A 14,284-nucleotide genomic window follows, 5' to 3' on the forward strand; every position below is an offset into this window, starting at 1 on the left:
CCTTTCTAAATTAAATCAAATTTTATATTATATGATTTTTTGCTATAAAATTTTTATCAAATTCTGATCTAAACCTACTAATCTCTCCATTAACATATGATAATGAAAATTCAATAGGTTTGTTATCGTTTCCATGTGTTACACACTTTAGCAAAAATACCGGAGTTTGTTCATTAATGTTAAGGAGTCTAGCCTCATTTTTATCTAGTTTTGTAACTTCCAAAACTTGCTCAGCATAGCTTACTTTAATTCCATAATAATCGTATATATCATACATCGAAAAATCATTGGTATTAATTTTCATCAAATTAGGCAAAATTTCAGTTGGTACATATATTTCTTCTAAAACAGTAGGAATCTTATCTACACTACTGATTCGTTTTATATAATGAATTTCATCTTCTTCATTTATTTTAAAAATATCTGCAAAAAATGGACCAGCTTTTCTAATAAAAGAATTAACCAAACTATTTTTTGGATTCTTGTCTAATTCTTTTATTGACCTAGTAAATCCAGTTAGACTGTCAAGATTTCTATTTACAGGTTCTCCCAATACGAAGACCCCCTTGCCTTGAATTGATTGCAAGATAGCTTCACGTTGTAAATCTAATAATGCAGACCTAATTGTAACCCTGCTTACTCCATATATTTCAGCTAACTCGTATTCCGAAGGAATTGCCTCGCCAGGCAAAAATTCTTTGTTATTTATTTTTTCTAGTATAAGATCTCTAACTTGCTTATAAGCAGGTTGGTAGTATTGTATCTTTTTATCATTTACCATTTTACCAGGCGCCTTCGTAGGATATTGTTTTAGAGCTTCTATTTGCACCAGTTTCCATAGCCTCTTCTATAGATTTACCATTTACTATAGAAAATAAGAAACCTGCTATATAGCTATCTCCTGCTCCTAGTGTATCTATTACTTTGCAAGGAGTAATCCCGTGCTCATAAAATTTTTCTCCATCATAAACTACACTGCCTTTTTCTCCTCTGGTTACAATAATCATCTTTGGCCCTTTTTTATAAAGATCTTCCATAAATTTTTTTAATTCTTCGTAATTTTCTGAAAGTTCATCATCTGAGAAAAAAGCATAGTCAATATATGGTAGAGTTTCATCTGTTAAATCACTTTTTATGTTTGTTGCAAAATCGAATGCTGTTGCTATTTTATTTTCTTTAAAATATTTAAACTCTTTTTCTGTATTTCCCCAATAACCGCTTACAACCAAATCATGTTCTAGAATAAATTTTCTATTTTCTTCTGTTAATTTAAAATTTTTCATTACGCCTTCATCATAATCGCCAAGTATTCTTTCATTTCCAGAAATTTTCACTTGAGTTACGGCAGTTTTTCCAGGATTTATTTGTACATTAGAAACGTCAACTCCTTCATTGCTTATTCCGTCAATCATGAGTTTTCCAAAATCATCTGTTCCTACTGCACCTACATAGGAACTTTCACCCCCCAGCTGTTTGATGTAAACAGAAACGTTAACAGGATTTCCTCCTAATTTTGCCATATCCATCTCTTCATAATAATCTATGCAATTATCCCCAACACAACAAATTTTTTTCATTCACTTTCTCCCTTCTCAACAAATTTCATGTAAGATGTAAAAACAAACATATCAGGGTCTGCTATCGATTTAAATACTTCCATAGGTATTTTTTCATCGCTACTATCATATGTTTTTCCTTCCATATAAATAAAATTGTCACCTTCGGATTTATCAAATATTATGGCCTCATCACTTCTTAATTCTGTCAAAGATATTTCTTGAAATCCCTTACTAGGTATTAAGTTATATTTTAATTCCAAGGCTAAGTAATAAGGTATATTTGAAAAATCAACCTTTTCAAGACCCTTACATTTTTTTAAATCCGTATAGTTATATTCTAAAAGTGCAGGTTTATCATCTATATATCTTATTCTTACTAGCTCCAAAATAGGATTTTCTTCATCAACTTTAAATATTTTACATAATTTTTTGTCAGGATATATTATATCTTGCCTTAGAACTTTCGTTTTTAATTTTCTATCTTGTTCTTTAAGGACTACTTGAAGAGATTTTAAATCTTGTAAATTTCTATTTACCTTTCTTTTTTTTACAAAATATCCCTTTCCTTGAATCGCTTCCAAGTATCCTTCTTCAACAAGTCTTCGTAAAGCTGACCTTAGGGTAGATCTATTAACATTCCACAATTGACATATCTGTCTTTCTGAAATTATTTTATCCCCAACTTCCAAATCACTATTTTTCAAATATGTAAGAAGTCTTTCAAGCAATTCTGCTTTTGTCATATAATTTTTTTTTACTTTTTTATTCAAATCTACCTCTAATTAATTTATAAATATATGATATTTTCTCTGTGATGGTCCATCAAATTCACAAAAATACAGTCTTTGTGCATCACCTTTTTTTATTTTTCCATCAACTACTAAAAAATGAGCATGATTCCCGCAAATTAAAGATTTCAAGTGCCCAGTTGGATTACCTGCAGTTGATCCATAACTCTGTAACATTCTAGCATGATAATATTTTCCATCTTCTGGAGCAAGTTTTTTTAAAAAATCTTCTATATCTTTTTCTAAACACTCTAGACCTTCATTTACAAAAATTCCACAAGTTGTATGAGGAGAAATAACTGTTACCATACAATTTTTCAAATTTTTTTCTTCTACAATATCCTCAATTTCTTTTGTTACATCAAAAAATTGATTATATTCTGATGTTTGTATTTTTTTTATTATAATCTCAGACATCACTAACTCCTAGGAAATCTCTTGCATTTTCTCCCATAATTAATTTTAAAGTATTATCGTGTAATCCTAATTGATACATTGCTTTTGCCATTCTAATCTGTTCAAATCTAGGATTTTCACTTGCAAATATTATTTGATGGTTTAAACTTCTATCAACCCAACTTAGTCTTAGTTCATTATTAAATATATCCTTGTAAAACTCTAATGCGCTATCAAAATACAAAGCACCCGTATCTGTATAGGCATTTTTATATTTCATCATTAGCATTGCTGCTTCTTTTACATAAGGCCAAGCAAACCTAGTAAAGCAAAATTTTATCTTGGGATATTTTATTAATAAATCTTCATATAAGGCTGGATTTGCATATTTTGAACTATAACCCCTATCATAGGATATTCCACACTCAAAGATTATATTTTTTTTGTATTTACTAGATAAATCAAAAATTTTTTCAAGTTTATTATCTAAAGGATTTATTCTCAATCTAGATAAATTTAACCTTAGAGCTTTCAGTTTTAAGTTCTTATAAGAATTTTCTAATTCAATTAGATGATTTTCATCATTTGGATCAACACTTGCTACCCCATAAAATAAATCAGGATAAGCATTTACTAATTTTGATATTTCTTCATTAGTAACTGTAGTACTTCCATCTATTGAAGATTCATCTTGAGCGTGTAAAACTAATCTATCCAAATTTGCTAAACGCATTTGATTTTTTATGTGGCTAATTGTAGCTATAGAATTTTTGTGAATATTTAATACTTCTTGTCTTTTTGAAAAATTTTTTTCATAATCACATATATCTTCATAAAAATGGGCATATACCCTAAAGTCTATATTCATTATAGATATTCCTTTAAATTATTTATTGCCATTTTTGAATAAATACTAGGCTCATTTAAATAATTTGTAACCAATTCTATGGTTATATTTCCATCATATCCATAATCTTTTAACTCAGCCATTAGTTCTTTTAAAGGTAGGACTCCCAAGCCCGGACAAACATGACTTTCTGACACACCATCACTGTCAACTATGTGCATATGTACCATCTTGTTGCCTAACTTATCCAAATAATTCATTATATTTTCACCTTGAATATAAGGAACTATTATATCATTCATCCCAAACAAATTAGGATCATCAATTTCATTTATTAATTCAGCCATTTCATTGGCAGTATTTGTTACATTTGATTCGAAAGTTGTGAGAGCTTCATAAATTATTTTATGGTCTATTTTTTTCGCATACGCTAATATTTTTTCAAGACTATCTTTTAATCTTTCTTTAATTTCTTTATCTGTTGCATTATATCCAGAATGTCCAGCTGATATCAGAGTATATTCAGCTCCAATAGCTTTGGCAAAATCCATAGCTTTATATAATAACTCAATCGAATCTTGCCTCATTTTTTCGTTTTCCCACATTATGTTGTAAGGATAAGCATTAATTTCTGGAGTATAAACTTTTACTGGCATATCATATTTTTTTATTAATCTATTAATCTCATCAACACAAATATCAAAATCTAATGGGTAAGCATGTGGTCTTGCTCCCCATAGCTCTATATAATCATAAGAAAATTTTTTCGCGTCAATAAACGCCTTCTCTAAATCAAATCTTTGATATCCTGATGTAAACAAACCAAATTTCATATTACTCTCCTTTTAATAGATAATTTTAAAAACTTCTTCATTCAAAATTGGTCCAAATTGTCTTACAATTTTACTGGCTAATTTTGAGCCTTCGTCTAGACACTCTTTTATATCTTTATCTAAAAGATATGATGATAAAAATCCAGCTATAAATGAATCTCCTGCTCCTACAGTATTATTTAAATCTTCAACCTTATAAGCTTTTTGTTCATAAAATTCTTTTCCATCATATGCCAAAGAACCCTTTTCGCCAAAAGTCGTAACTCCTATCTTCATTCCTTTTGAGATGCGATTTTTCAAAAATTTTTTTGCCTCATTCAATGAATCTGACCAAGAGAAAAATCCAATATCTACTATTCCATCAAGTCTATCAACTTTCGAATCATTCACCCTATCTGCATAATCAAAAGAAATAATTTTTTTATCATTAATTTTTTTTATTTCAATCAGAATTTCTTCTGCTTTACCCCAAAATGCGCTAAAAATTAAATCGTAATTTAGTGCATATTCTATATCACTTTTGGAAAATTTCATATTTTCAAGGACTCCTTCAAAATAATCTCCATGTATTCTCTCTCCATCTTCCAAAGTCATAATAGTATAAGCAGTTTTCCCATCAATCACTTTAATTCTTTCACAATCGACACCATATTTTTTATACATTTTTAGCATTTCATCGCCATAAGTATCTTTAGCTATATTTGTAATTATTCCTACTTGACTGCCTAATATAGCCATATTTATTCCAGTATCAACTACATTACCTGTAAGATATCCACACCCTAAATTTTTGTAGATATCTATACAATTATCTCCAATCATTAAAGCTTTCTTTTTCATGATTTATTCCTTTATTAATAATCCAAAGCCCTATAATATCTTCTAATATCCATTGGATGGCAATTAAGTTTTTCAATATAAACATCTATTCTAGAGCAAATTTGCCTCATAACTAGGTGTGAAATATATTTTCTATACTCATCTTTAATACCAGTTAGTTTGTAATCTTTAGTGTCAATAATAGTATAATTTGCACAAACTTTAGGAATAAATTTTGCAACTCTTTCACTTAAAGGTCTTTGGCTATCTTCTCCCACAAATACTGTTATATTAGTATCTCTATCAACTATTTCAAACATGCCATGGAAAAACTCTTCCGATCTAATTGATTTTGTTCTAATCCAATGTTGTTCTTCCCAATAACACATAGCATAAGAATAAGTTGCGCCGTATTGGTTTCCAGATCCAACAAAATAATGAAGGTAATCATAATGATGTTTTTGAGCAAATTCTTTTCCAAATTCATCCGCTTCAAATGTTGCTTCGATTAGTGCATTAGAAAGATTTTTGTCAAAATTATCATACATGTCATCATATTCATCAAATTCGCCCTTATTAAACATAAACCTATCAGCTACCATGAAAAATTTTAACTGTTCATTAAGTGGATAAGAAATTGACCAGTCAACCATCTCGGACAGTGGAGATTCTTTTTTATCGATAAAGCCTAATACTCTTGCTCCATGTTTTTTCGCTATTTTTAATGCTTCAATCATTTCTGAAGTTGTTCCTGAAACTGAAGATATAATAATTATAGTTCCTTCACAAATTTTTTTATTTCCAGTAACAATATACTCAGCAGCATTTTCAACAAAAAAATCAATTTCAGATTTTTCTTTCATATGGACTTCAACCTGTAAAGCTGACGCCCAGGTTCCACCTATACCCAACCAACAAATATCCTTGTAACCTTCATCGCAAATTTTATCAACAATTTTATTAATTTGCCCTCTTAACTTCAAAGCTCCATTTAAATTATCTGAAAATTTTTTTTCATCAAAGTTGTACATGCGTTTCTCCTTTTAATTTTCTATGACTAATCTAAAATTATAATTTATTTTCAAAAATTTTATGAAAAGGTATTGCAAATTTTTTTTGATTAGTCTATAATCAATTTAACAGTGGTATGAAATTTTCTTATCTTGTTATTAATATAATACAGCTATTTATTAAAAATGTCTAATTAATTTTTTTAGGAGGTGAATATGATTGAAAATTACATAGTTGTATCTAAAAATATTTTTTCTGAAGGAAAATTTTTTGATGGTTATTTTATGGTAAAAGATGGAGTGATTCAAAAAGTTTATAAAAAACCTTATGTAAAATCTGATGATTCCTACAAAATTTTTGACTTCGGAGAAAACATTATCATGCCTGCCATGATAGATTGTCACTCTTTTTTTACAGGTTACTATGTTAGAAAATTTGGTGAAGATATTAGTTCTTGTAATTCTAGAGAAGATTTAATCAAAAAAATTAAAGGTAAAGATATTGATGGAGTCATAATCGCGAAAGGTCTACAGAAAAATTTAAAACTTGATGAAAGTGCATTTTCAAAAGATTTTCCAGACCATATATCTATACTTTTATTCAACTGGGATGAAGAATTTGCTTTTGTAAATAAAAAAGCAAAAGAAAAATTTCTTTTTGATGGTAAAGATTTTTCATCTGAAGGAATGTGGAAAGTTTTAAAATTTGTTTTAGAGCAAAAAAATATCTGTAAAGAAATCTTCATTGATTATCAAAAATTATTATTAAGTAAGGGCGTTAGTTTTTGTAAAGATATGGTTTTTGATGATTCTTATGGACTTGTTAAAATTTTAAAAGAAATCGAAAATAATAATGAATTAATTTTAAAAATGTATTTTATGTCTCAACCTGTAGGATATGATTTTTCTATTAAAAACTCTAAAAAAATAGAAAATATCTTATCTAATTCAAAAAAATTAAAATTTGATGGTTATAATCAAATGGTCGATGGATCAGTAAGTGTTAAAGAGGCCGATATAGTAGATGGATATGAAGATGGAGATTTCTGCAAAATAGAAATCGATTATAAAAAATTAGAAAATGATACAATCATAGCGGATTCTAACGGTTACAGATTTTCTTTACATGGTCAAGGAGATCGTGCTGTAAGCAAAATAATAGATATTTTTAATAAATGCAAGAAAAAAGAAGATGGAAAATTAATTAATCGTCATGCAATAACGGATTTAGAATTTGCTAATCCAAATTCTTATAAAAAAATGTCTGATTTAGGAATATTCGCTGAAATATACCCTCAAATTCTTTCAATTTACGATGATTCAAATGAAAAAATTAATTTAACTTATGAAAGGGTTGGTGATCGTTACAAAAATTATTGGAACAGAAGAAAAATGATAGATGAAGGCGTTATTGTTTCCAACGCTACTGATTTACCACTTGTTATTGATGATTTGGGTGAATCCATTTATAGTGGTTGTTATCATAAATTTAATGATGGAGTTAGTTTTGTAAGTGAAAATGCAATAAGTTTGGAAGAGATGTTAACTTGTTGGACAATAAACGGTGCTAAAAATTTAGGTATTGATAAATATTATGGAAAAATTGAAGATAATTATTTTGCAGATTTTTTAGTTTTAAATATGAGCCCTAGTTCTATCAAAGAAAATACAGCGAAAAATTTAAAGGTTGATAAAACCTTTATCGATGGTAATCTTATAAATTAATAAGGAGAAATTCATGGAAAATAAAGAACTTAAAAGAAAATTAGGTTTATGGGCGGCAGTTGCTATATCAATGGGTACCACCATTGGTTCTGGTATTTTTTCATCTATTGGTGACGTTGCTGGTGCTTCTGGATCAGCCATTATAGTTATTTTGGCTTTCTTCATAGGTGGTTTAATTAATATTCCAGCAAACTTAGTTTACGCAGAATTGGCCACAGCTTATCCAGAAAATGGAGGTCAATATGTTTACTTTAGAGAAGCCGGCTCAAAACCATTAGCATTTTGGTGTGGTTGGATTAGTTTTTGGGCTACTGATCCTCCTTCTATTTCAATAATGGCCCTTGCAATAGTAAATTATATGGCTTATTTCGTTCCAATGGGCGATTTAGCACTAAGAATCTTAGCAGTAGTTCTAGTAATTATATTCATGTTTATACACATGAGAAGTGTTGAAGGTGGAGGAAAATTCCAAACATTTATAACAATTTTCAAGGTTTTACCTTTTGTTTTATTAATTGGTTTAGGTATTTTTTACTTAAAACCTGAGCTTTATTCTGCACCTCCATTAGCTGAATCAAAAACTGGATTAGTTGCATTATTTGCTGGTATTTCTGCTACCACATGGTCATTTGACGGTATGGGAGCTGTTTGTTACATGACAGGAGAAATAAAAGATCCTAAAAAAACAATGCCAAAAGCTTTACTAATATCTGTACTTGGTGTTACAGCACTTTACGTACTACTTTCTACAGTAGTAACTGGATTATTGCCAATGGATGATATAATTAATCACTCAGCTCCTATAGCTGAAGCAGCTTCTCGTATTCCATTTATAGGAAAAATGGGTGGAAATATTGTTTCTATAATGGCAATAATAGTAATAATTGGATCCTTGTCAAGTTGTATAATGTTCCAACCTAGAATTGAATACGCTATGGCAAAAGATGGTTTATGGTTCCCTAAATTTGCAGAAGTTCATAAAGAATGGGAAACTCCAGCATTTTCAATTTTAGTTCAATGTATCGTTGCTATAATATTAATATTCGCAACAAATCTTACAGAATTATTAGGATATTTTACTCTAGTTGCTCTTATGAAAAACCTATTAACTTTTGGTACAATATTTGTATTAAGAAAAAAACCAGGCTACAATCCTCTTTGGAAAATGCCTGCAGGTTATTTTATGACAAGTGTAGCTATGTTAGTTACTTGTATTCTAATTTGGTCAACATTTACTTGGGCTCCAACTCAAGGTCTAGTAGCTGGTGTTTTATCAGTTGTAACAGCAATTCCTGCTTATATATTCTTTAAAAAGAAATATATGGATAAAATGGTTAAATAGAAAACACAAAAAGGAGCATTATTCGCTCCTTTTTTATAGGAGTTTATATGTCAGAAATTATATGGAATTTTTATTCCAAGTCTTTAGGAAGAGAAACTACTCTTAGAATTTATCCTCCAGATTCTGTTGAGGAATCTACGCCTTTAGATTGTTTAGATGATTACGAGATAGTCATAGCGCTTCACGGGCTAGGAGGTAGCAGCAGGCAAATCTCTTCTTATACCAATATAGAATATCTAGCAAGTAAATTTAAATGTCGGGTAATTCTACCAGAAGCTAATAGATCTTTTTTTCTCAATGCAAAAGAAAATTTTAAGGATTATATTATTAATGAAATCCCTAAAAAAATAAATTCTTATTTTAATTTAAAAAGCATCTCTGATAAAAAATGGAATATTATTGGCATAAGTATGGGTGGATTTGGAGCATTAAATTTAGCAAATCAAAGTAATATTTTTTCCAAATCATGTGGTATCTCCTCAGCTTTAGATTACACTTTATTAAGAAATGGTATTGATGGTGAAAATTTTATTCTTGAAAATGAACAATCTATTATATGGCCTTGGGATGAAAATCATGAAATCTTTACAAGGAAAATAAATAAAGATGTTGAATTTTGTTTACTTTGTGGAAATCAAGATCCCTTCTTAAGTAGTAATAAATATTTTTTAGATATTTTAAAAGAAAACAAAGTCACCTACAAATATTTTTTTGAAGATGGGGATCATTCTTGGATTTATTGGAACAAAGCTGTTATTAGAGCTTTTAAATTCATTAGAGGATTAGATATAGAAAATATTAGTATTGATTAAATAAAAAAACTAGACTAAATCAAATTTTCGGATTAGTCTAGATTTTTTATTTTTTTACCATACAGATTTTTCTTTTAAGAAAAATTTGTAGATAAAGTATCCTATTGCTGCCAATATTGCTAGAGGAATCATTAAAAATAGGATTGGTATTATAATTAGGCTTCCTCCTATAAATATTGGAACAAGTAGGGCAAATATTAATGATATTGTAAATTTTAAAATTTTAAATCCTAATATTACGCCAAAAATAGCTAGGATTATTTTTAGTATTTTATTTTTATCTCTCATTTTCTCACATTATCTAAATATATCTTCTTTTTTTATCAAAACTTTGTATAGGAAATATATAACAAATAATGGTATTACAATTGCCCAAATTATTTTTATTGCTAGACCCAAAAGTTTTAAAACTATGGTTGCTATAAGTGCTAGTAAAAAAACTCTCAGAACTTTTTTTGCTTCTTCGTTCATAATTTCCTCCTATCTTAATTTTATTATACCTCATTTTAAGATAGTTCAAGTTTTGTTTTAATATATTTAATATTATAGGTTTTTATTTTTCTTTTATTGATATTTTGATTTTCCCTCTGAAATTTTTTCCTTTTTCTAGGATATAGGGATTATTTATTTTTTTTGTAAAACTTGGCCCATTTAAACATGGTTCTAGGCACAAATATTCTCCCTTGTAATCTGTCCATATGGCAAATTCTTCAAAATTTTCATTTTCAATAATAATATTAAAATATTTGCTTTCAAGATAGGCTTTTTTCTCTTTTAGAAAATATGTGTTTTCTAAATCGATTTTTTCAAGGTCTAAGCCTTTTATCTTGAAATCTTTGTCTACATAAAAATATGGGTGAAAGCCTGGTCCTATTGGCAAATCTTTGTCGGATTTATTTTCAATTTTAAAATCGATTTTTAAGGATGAATCTTCGATCTTATATTTTATATAATATAGGGTATTTTCGTATTCGTCCTTGCCTTCTAATTTGAGTTTTATAGAATTTTCATTTTTTTGTTCTATATCCCAAAAGGAAATCCTCCCAAATCCGTGTTGGGCAAGATCTTTTATTTCGCTTTTGCCAAAATTTGGAAGACATGGATGCATACCTCCTCTTGTCTTGAGTTCGTCTTTTATTTTTATTAGAAGTTTTGGGAAAAATATTGGTTTTTTATCTTTAGTAAATTTTTCTATGTAGGCTCCATAGGAATTTACTGTCATTTCTAGATTTTTTTCTTTTAATTTTATTTTCATAAGATTATTTTTAGGTAAGAAAAAAGACCAAGCAAAACTTGGCCTTTAATTTTTATCCTCTGTGTGCAAGTTGGCCATCAAGAATGTAAAGGCCACCGTAATTTCCGTTAATTCTTTCAAGTCTTGTGATAAGTTTGCCAAAAGTATCTTCTTCTTCAACTTGTTCATCTACAAACCATTGGATAAATGAAATTACTCTTTCGTCTCCCTCTTCTCTTGCAGCTTTTGCTATTTCATGGATTCTTCTTGTAACTTCTTTTTCATGGTCTAAAGCTTTTTTTGTTACGTCTAAAAGATCTGTAAATTCTGTATTTGGAGCTTCCATTGCTTTATATACTGGTTTAAATCCTACTTCTTGTAAGAATTTAGTCATTTTTTCAGCATGTTCAATTTCTTCCATAACTTGGTGTCCAAACCAATGTGCAAATCCTTCAAATTCTTCATCATCAGCATAAATTTGCATAGCCTTATATTCATATGCTGATTGTAATTCAAAGTTCATTTGTTCATTAATCATTTCTAGTAATTTTTCACTCATTATATTTTCCTCCTAAATATTCGTCATACAATATATATACCCCATATATCATAAAATCATTTTTTATTAATTCTTTTATCACTTCCGTAATATTTGAAGAGATAAGCTCTAGGGTAATAGAAGATTTTTTTATTCCCAATCTGTTATTTTCAACTAATTTCTTTTCTTTTAACAAATCAAAAATCTCTACAAACTTTTCTTTATCGCTTACATTCGTGTCAAAAGTAACAGGTACAAGACATTTACTATTTAATTGGTCTTTATTTAAATTTTTTATTAGTAATACGTCATCCATGATTATCTCTCCCTATATAAAATTACCCAAAGAAAGATAAAAATAACATTTATTTTAAAGACTCTTGACAAAATATTCAAACCCTCACGCTAAGAATATCATACGGAAAAAATTGATTTGATTTCAAATTTAAAAATTCGTTAAAAATCGCACTGTTCGAGCGAACGCGAGTTTGCGATTTTAGAATTTTGAAATTTAGAAATCAACAATTTTTGGAGTCAGATATTCGTGCTTGAGGGTTTGGACACATTTCGAAAAATAACATTTATTTTAATTTTTTCTTCTCTTCCATCTCCCTAAATGAAAAAATACAACCACAATAATCTTGCCTGTATAAATCATATTTTTTTGACAAATCAATTGAATCTTTGTATCCGTTTTTCTTTTTAAAATCTGAGTACAAATATTTTATTCCAAATTCATCTTCCAAGTTTTTTCCAATTTCATTTAGCCAAGTTGAATTTTTGTAGGGAGAAATTGAAAGAGTTGTTGTAAAATAATCATAAGAATTTTCTTTTGCGTATTGGCAGGCTTTTTTAAGTCTTAATTCATAACACTTATAACAAGATTCTCCCCCTTCATGGTCCTCACTTCTTTTATCCACATAAGAATAAAAATCTTTTGGATCATTTTCAGGAAAAATAACTTTAGAATCAAGATTCATATCATTAACCAAACTTTTTACAGTCTCAACCCTTTTATTAAGCTCGCTTATTGGATAAATATTTGGATTGTAATAGTAAATATCTATATCAAAATATTCTCTCAATCGTGTCAAAACGCTCGAAGAACAAGGAGCGCAACAAACTTGAAGCAAAAGCCTAGGTCTTTTTTTCTCCTTTTGAATATTTTTTATTATCTCTTCCATTTTCAAATTATAATTAATTTTTTCCATAACACCTCACAAAATCAAATGCACAAACATATAAATAAAACCTGATATTATCATCAAAAAAATCGGGTCAATTTTTGTTTTCCTAATTGCTACAAGAATAAAAATAAATAAAAGAACCATGCTTATATCAAGATTTTCAAAAGACATTTTTTTCACATCAAAAAAAGCAGTTTTCAAAATATCAATTCCTGCAGCCAAAATCATAGAAACAACAGCAGGTCTCAAAAATCCCAAAATACTTTGCATGGTATCAAGCTTTTTGTATTTGTTATAAAAATAAGAAATTGTTCCAACAATAATAAAAGAAGGCATTACGCAACCAAGGCTTGCTACAATTGCCCCGCTTAATCCATAAACCCTAGTACCAACAAAGGATGCAGAATTTATAGCTATTGGACCTGGAGTCATTTGGCTAATTGTAATAAGATTATTAAATTCAGAAATTCCAAGCCAGGCGTTTTTATTTACAACTTCTTCTTGGATAAGAGGAAGAGCAGCATAGCCTCCACCAAAGGAAAATAAACCCACCTTAAAAAAACTTATAAATAAATTAAGAAGCATGATTTCCTCCAAAAAAAGAATAAACAATTCCAAAAATAATTAGACCAAGGATTATATAAATAATATTTACATGGAAAAAAACATTAAGGATAAAAGATATGAAAAAAATTCCATAAATCAAAAATCCCTTGCCAAGAATAACTTCATGTGTCATATCTATTACAACATTTATAATCAAAGCACCAACTCCAGCCTGCATTCCCTTTAAAACTAAAGCAATATATTTATTAGATATAAAAGCATCATAAAAATAAGAAATTACAGAAATAATTACAAGAGGAGGAATTACAGTTCCCAAAGTTGCAACCAAGGCACCGACAAATCCAAATAATTTATAGCCAACAGAAATAGAAGCATTAATTGCAACAGCCCCTGGAGAAGATTGAGCAATCGCCGTCATATCAAGCATCTCTTCCTTATTAATCCATCCCAATTTTTTTACAAAAGTAGATTCCATCAAAGATAAAATCACATAACCCCCACCAAAAGTAAAGGCTGAAAGGGTTAGGGTATTTATAAAAAGTTTAAATAATTTTTGTGATTTTGACATAGCGCATCCTTTCTTCTTACATTTTACTATAGATTTTTTTGAGTGAAAATTTTAAAAAT

At 28.8% G+C, this 14,284-nt stretch carries 19 protein-coding genes; 3 read left to right on the forward strand and 16 right to left on the reverse strand.

The genetic code is table 11. The annotated features are described in order from the left end of the window. Positions 1–22: 22 nt before the first annotated feature. From L6653_RS08035 to L6653_RS08070, 8 genes are read right to left on the reverse strand one after another with little or no spacing between them, the layout of a single operon-like run. Positions 23–829, reverse strand: coding sequence for a GntR family transcriptional regulator (locus L6653_RS08035; protein WP_236786613.1), 807 nt, complete (start codon positions 827–829; stop codon positions 23–25). Further along, positions 783–1,577: a fructoselysine 6-kinase gene (gene frlD / locus L6653_RS08040; protein ID WP_236786616.1), complete on the reverse strand. Its 795-nt coding sequence runs from the start codon at positions 1,575–1,577 to the stop codon at positions 783–785. The genes L6653_RS08035 and frlD (L6653_RS08040) overlap by 47 nt, the downstream gene beginning before the upstream one ends. Beyond that, positions 1,574–2,329: a GntR family transcriptional regulator gene (locus tag L6653_RS08045; RefSeq protein ID WP_236786619.1), complete on the reverse strand. Its 756-nt coding sequence runs from the start codon at positions 2,327–2,329 to the stop codon at positions 1,574–1,576. Before L6653_RS08045 ends, frlD (L6653_RS08040) begins: the two co-directional genes overlap by 4 nt. 12 nt (positions 2,330–2,341) lie before the next feature. After that, entirely contained in the window at positions 2,342–2,764 is a 423-nt protein-coding gene (locus L6653_RS08050) for a secondary thiamine-phosphate synthase enzyme YjbQ (RefSeq protein ID WP_236786622.1), read from the reverse strand. After that, positions 2,757–3,611, reverse strand: a complete 855-nt coding sequence (locus L6653_RS08055) for an amidohydrolase family protein (RefSeq protein WP_236786625.1) — start codon at positions 3,609–3,611, stop codon at positions 2,757–2,759. The genes L6653_RS08050 and L6653_RS08055 overlap by 8 nt, the downstream gene beginning before the upstream one ends. Next, positions 3,611–4,423: a fructoselysine 3-epimerase gene (frlC, locus tag L6653_RS08060; protein ID WP_236786628.1), complete on the reverse strand. Its 813-nt coding sequence runs from the start codon at positions 4,421–4,423 to the stop codon at positions 3,611–3,613. The genes L6653_RS08055 and frlC overlap by 1 nt, the downstream gene beginning before the upstream one ends. Before the next feature lie 12 nt (positions 4,424–4,435). After that, complete coding sequence (frlD, locus tag L6653_RS08065; RefSeq protein WP_236786630.1) at positions 4,436–5,263, reverse strand: fructoselysine 6-kinase; 828 nt, start codon at positions 5,261–5,263, stop codon at positions 4,436–4,438. A gap of 14 nt (positions 5,264–5,277) precedes the next feature. Next, positions 5,278–6,273, reverse strand: coding sequence for an SIS domain-containing protein (locus tag L6653_RS08070; RefSeq protein ID WP_236786633.1), 996 nt, complete (start codon positions 6,271–6,273; stop codon positions 5,278–5,280). Between the two features lie 195 nt (positions 6,274–6,468). On the opposite strand from L6653_RS08070, the gene L6653_RS08075 reads away from it, so the two are divergent. Genes L6653_RS08075 through L6653_RS08085 form a run of 3 tightly spaced genes read left to right on the forward strand, consistent with a single transcriptional unit; the run spans position 6,469 to position 10,131 of the window. Beyond that, the gene (locus L6653_RS08075; RefSeq protein ID WP_236786636.1) at positions 6,469–7,977 is read left to right on the forward strand and encodes an amidohydrolase family protein; all 1,509 of its coding nucleotides are present in this window, start codon (positions 6,469–6,471) and stop codon (positions 7,975–7,977) included. A 13-nt stretch (positions 7,978–7,990) separates the two neighbouring features. Then, the gene (locus tag L6653_RS08080) at positions 7,991–9,319 is read left to right on the forward strand and encodes an amino acid permease (RefSeq protein WP_236786639.1); all 1,329 of its coding nucleotides are present in this window, start codon (positions 7,991–7,993) and stop codon (positions 9,317–9,319) included. Positions 9,320–9,366: 47 nt separating this feature from the next. Further along, the gene (locus L6653_RS08085) at positions 9,367–10,131 is read left to right on the forward strand and encodes an alpha/beta hydrolase (RefSeq protein ID WP_236786643.1); all 765 of its coding nucleotides are present in this window, start codon (positions 9,367–9,369) and stop codon (positions 10,129–10,131) included. 54 nt (positions 10,132–10,185) lie between these two features. Here the strand turns inward: L6653_RS08085 and L6653_RS08090 are convergent, their stop codons facing one another. From L6653_RS08090 to L6653_RS08125, 8 genes are all read right to left on the reverse strand, one after another. Beyond that, a complete protein-coding gene (locus L6653_RS08090) occupies positions 10,186–10,419 on the reverse strand; it encodes a hypothetical protein (protein WP_236786646.1) in 234 nt (77 codons plus the stop codon). Positions 10,420–10,428: 9 nt separating this feature from the next. Beyond that, on the reverse strand, positions 10,429–10,602 hold the full coding sequence (locus tag L6653_RS08095; protein WP_236786649.1) for a hypothetical protein: 174 nt from the start codon (positions 10,600–10,602) through the stop codon (positions 10,429–10,431). A gap of 82 nt (positions 10,603–10,684) precedes the next feature. Further along, a complete protein-coding gene (locus L6653_RS08100; protein WP_236786651.1) occupies positions 10,685–11,386 on the reverse strand; it encodes an aldose epimerase family protein in 702 nt (233 codons plus the stop codon). A gap of 52 nt (positions 11,387–11,438) precedes the next feature. Further along, positions 11,439–11,924 carry a ferritin gene (locus L6653_RS08105; RefSeq protein ID WP_236786654.1) on the reverse strand — a complete coding sequence of 162 codons (486 nt, stop codon included), beginning with the start codon at positions 11,922–11,924 and terminating at the stop codon, positions 11,439–11,441. Further along, the gene (locus L6653_RS08110) at positions 11,917–12,219 is read right to left on the reverse strand and encodes a UDP-N-acetylmuramoyl-tripeptide--D-alanyl-D-alanine ligase (RefSeq protein ID WP_236786657.1); all 303 of its coding nucleotides are present in this window, start codon (positions 12,217–12,219) and stop codon (positions 11,917–11,919) included. The genes L6653_RS08105 and L6653_RS08110 overlap by 8 nt, the downstream gene beginning before the upstream one ends. 265 nt (positions 12,220–12,484) lie before the next feature. Continuing rightward, a complete protein-coding gene (locus L6653_RS08115; protein WP_236786660.1) occupies positions 12,485–13,114 on the reverse strand; it encodes an epoxyqueuosine reductase QueH in 630 nt (209 codons plus the stop codon). A gap of 6 nt (positions 13,115–13,120) precedes the next feature. Beyond that, the gene (locus L6653_RS08120) at positions 13,121–13,675 is read right to left on the reverse strand and encodes a chromate transporter (RefSeq protein ID WP_236786662.1); all 555 of its coding nucleotides are present in this window, start codon (positions 13,673–13,675) and stop codon (positions 13,121–13,123) included. After that, positions 13,665–14,225 (reverse strand): chromate transporter, encoded by a 561-nt coding sequence (locus L6653_RS08125; protein WP_236786665.1) that lies wholly within the window; start codon positions 14,223–14,225, stop codon positions 13,665–13,667. The genes L6653_RS08120 and L6653_RS08125 overlap by 11 nt, the downstream gene beginning before the upstream one ends. Positions 14,226–14,284 lie beyond the last annotated feature (59 nt).

It is taken from the genome of Anaerococcus ihuae (assembly GCF_928368155.1).
Taxonomy (GTDB): domain Bacteria; phylum Bacillota; class Clostridia; order Tissierellales; family Peptoniphilaceae; genus Anaerococcus; species Anaerococcus ihuae.

Coding starts and splice junctions, on each gene's coding strand:
- L6653_RS08115 (WP_236786660.1), bottom strand. CDS start 13,114: ATGGAAAAAATTAATTATAATTTGAAAATGGAAGAGATAATAAAAAAT.
- L6653_RS08070 (WP_236786633.1), bottom strand. CDS start 6,273: ATGTACAACTTTGATGAAAAAAAATTTTCAGATAATTTAAATGGAGCT.
- L6653_RS08120 (WP_236786662.1), bottom strand. CDS start 13,675: ATGCTTCTTAATTTATTTATAAGTTTTTTTAAGGTGGGTTTATTTTCC.
- L6653_RS08100 (WP_236786651.1), bottom strand. CDS start 11,386: ATGAAAATAAAATTAAAAGAAAAAAATCTAGAAATGACAGTAAATTCC.
- L6653_RS08085 (WP_236786643.1), top strand. CDS start 9,367: ATGTCAGAAATTATATGGAATTTTTATTCCAAGTCTTTAGGAAGAGAA.
- frlD (WP_236786616.1), bottom strand. CDS start 1,577: ATGAAAAAAATTTGTTGTGTTGGGGATAATTGCATAGATTATTATGAA.
- L6653_RS08095 (WP_236786649.1), bottom strand. CDS start 10,602: ATGAACGAAGAAGCAAAAAAAGTTCTGAGAGTTTTTTTACTAGCACTT.
- L6653_RS08090 (WP_236786646.1), bottom strand. CDS start 10,419: ATGAGAGATAAAAATAAAATACTAAAAATAATCCTAGCTATTTTTGGC.
- L6653_RS08110 (WP_236786657.1), bottom strand. CDS start 12,219: ATGGATGACGTATTACTAATAAAAAATTTAAATAAAGACCAATTAAAT.
- frlC (WP_236786628.1), bottom strand. CDS start 4,423: ATGAAATTTGGTTTGTTTACATCAGGATATCAAAGATTTGATTTAGAG.
- L6653_RS08080 (WP_236786639.1), top strand. CDS start 7,991: ATGGAAAATAAAGAACTTAAAAGAAAATTAGGTTTATGGGCGGCAGTT.
- L6653_RS08125 (WP_236786665.1), bottom strand. CDS start 14,225: ATGTCAAAATCACAAAAATTATTTAAACTTTTTATAAATACCCTAACC.
- frlD (WP_236786630.1), bottom strand. CDS start 5,263: ATGAAAAAGAAAGCTTTAATGATTGGAGATAATTGTATAGATATCTAC.
- L6653_RS08105 (WP_236786654.1), bottom strand. CDS start 11,924: ATGAGTGAAAAATTACTAGAAATGATTAATGAACAAATGAACTTTGAA.
- L6653_RS08075 (WP_236786636.1), top strand. CDS start 6,469: ATGATTGAAAATTACATAGTTGTATCTAAAAATATTTTTTCTGAAGGA.
- L6653_RS08050 (WP_236786622.1), bottom strand. CDS start 2,764: ATGTCTGAGATTATAATAAAAAAAATACAAACATCAGAATATAATCAA.
- L6653_RS08055 (WP_236786625.1), bottom strand. CDS start 3,611: ATGAATATAGACTTTAGGGTATATGCCCATTTTTATGAAGATATATGT.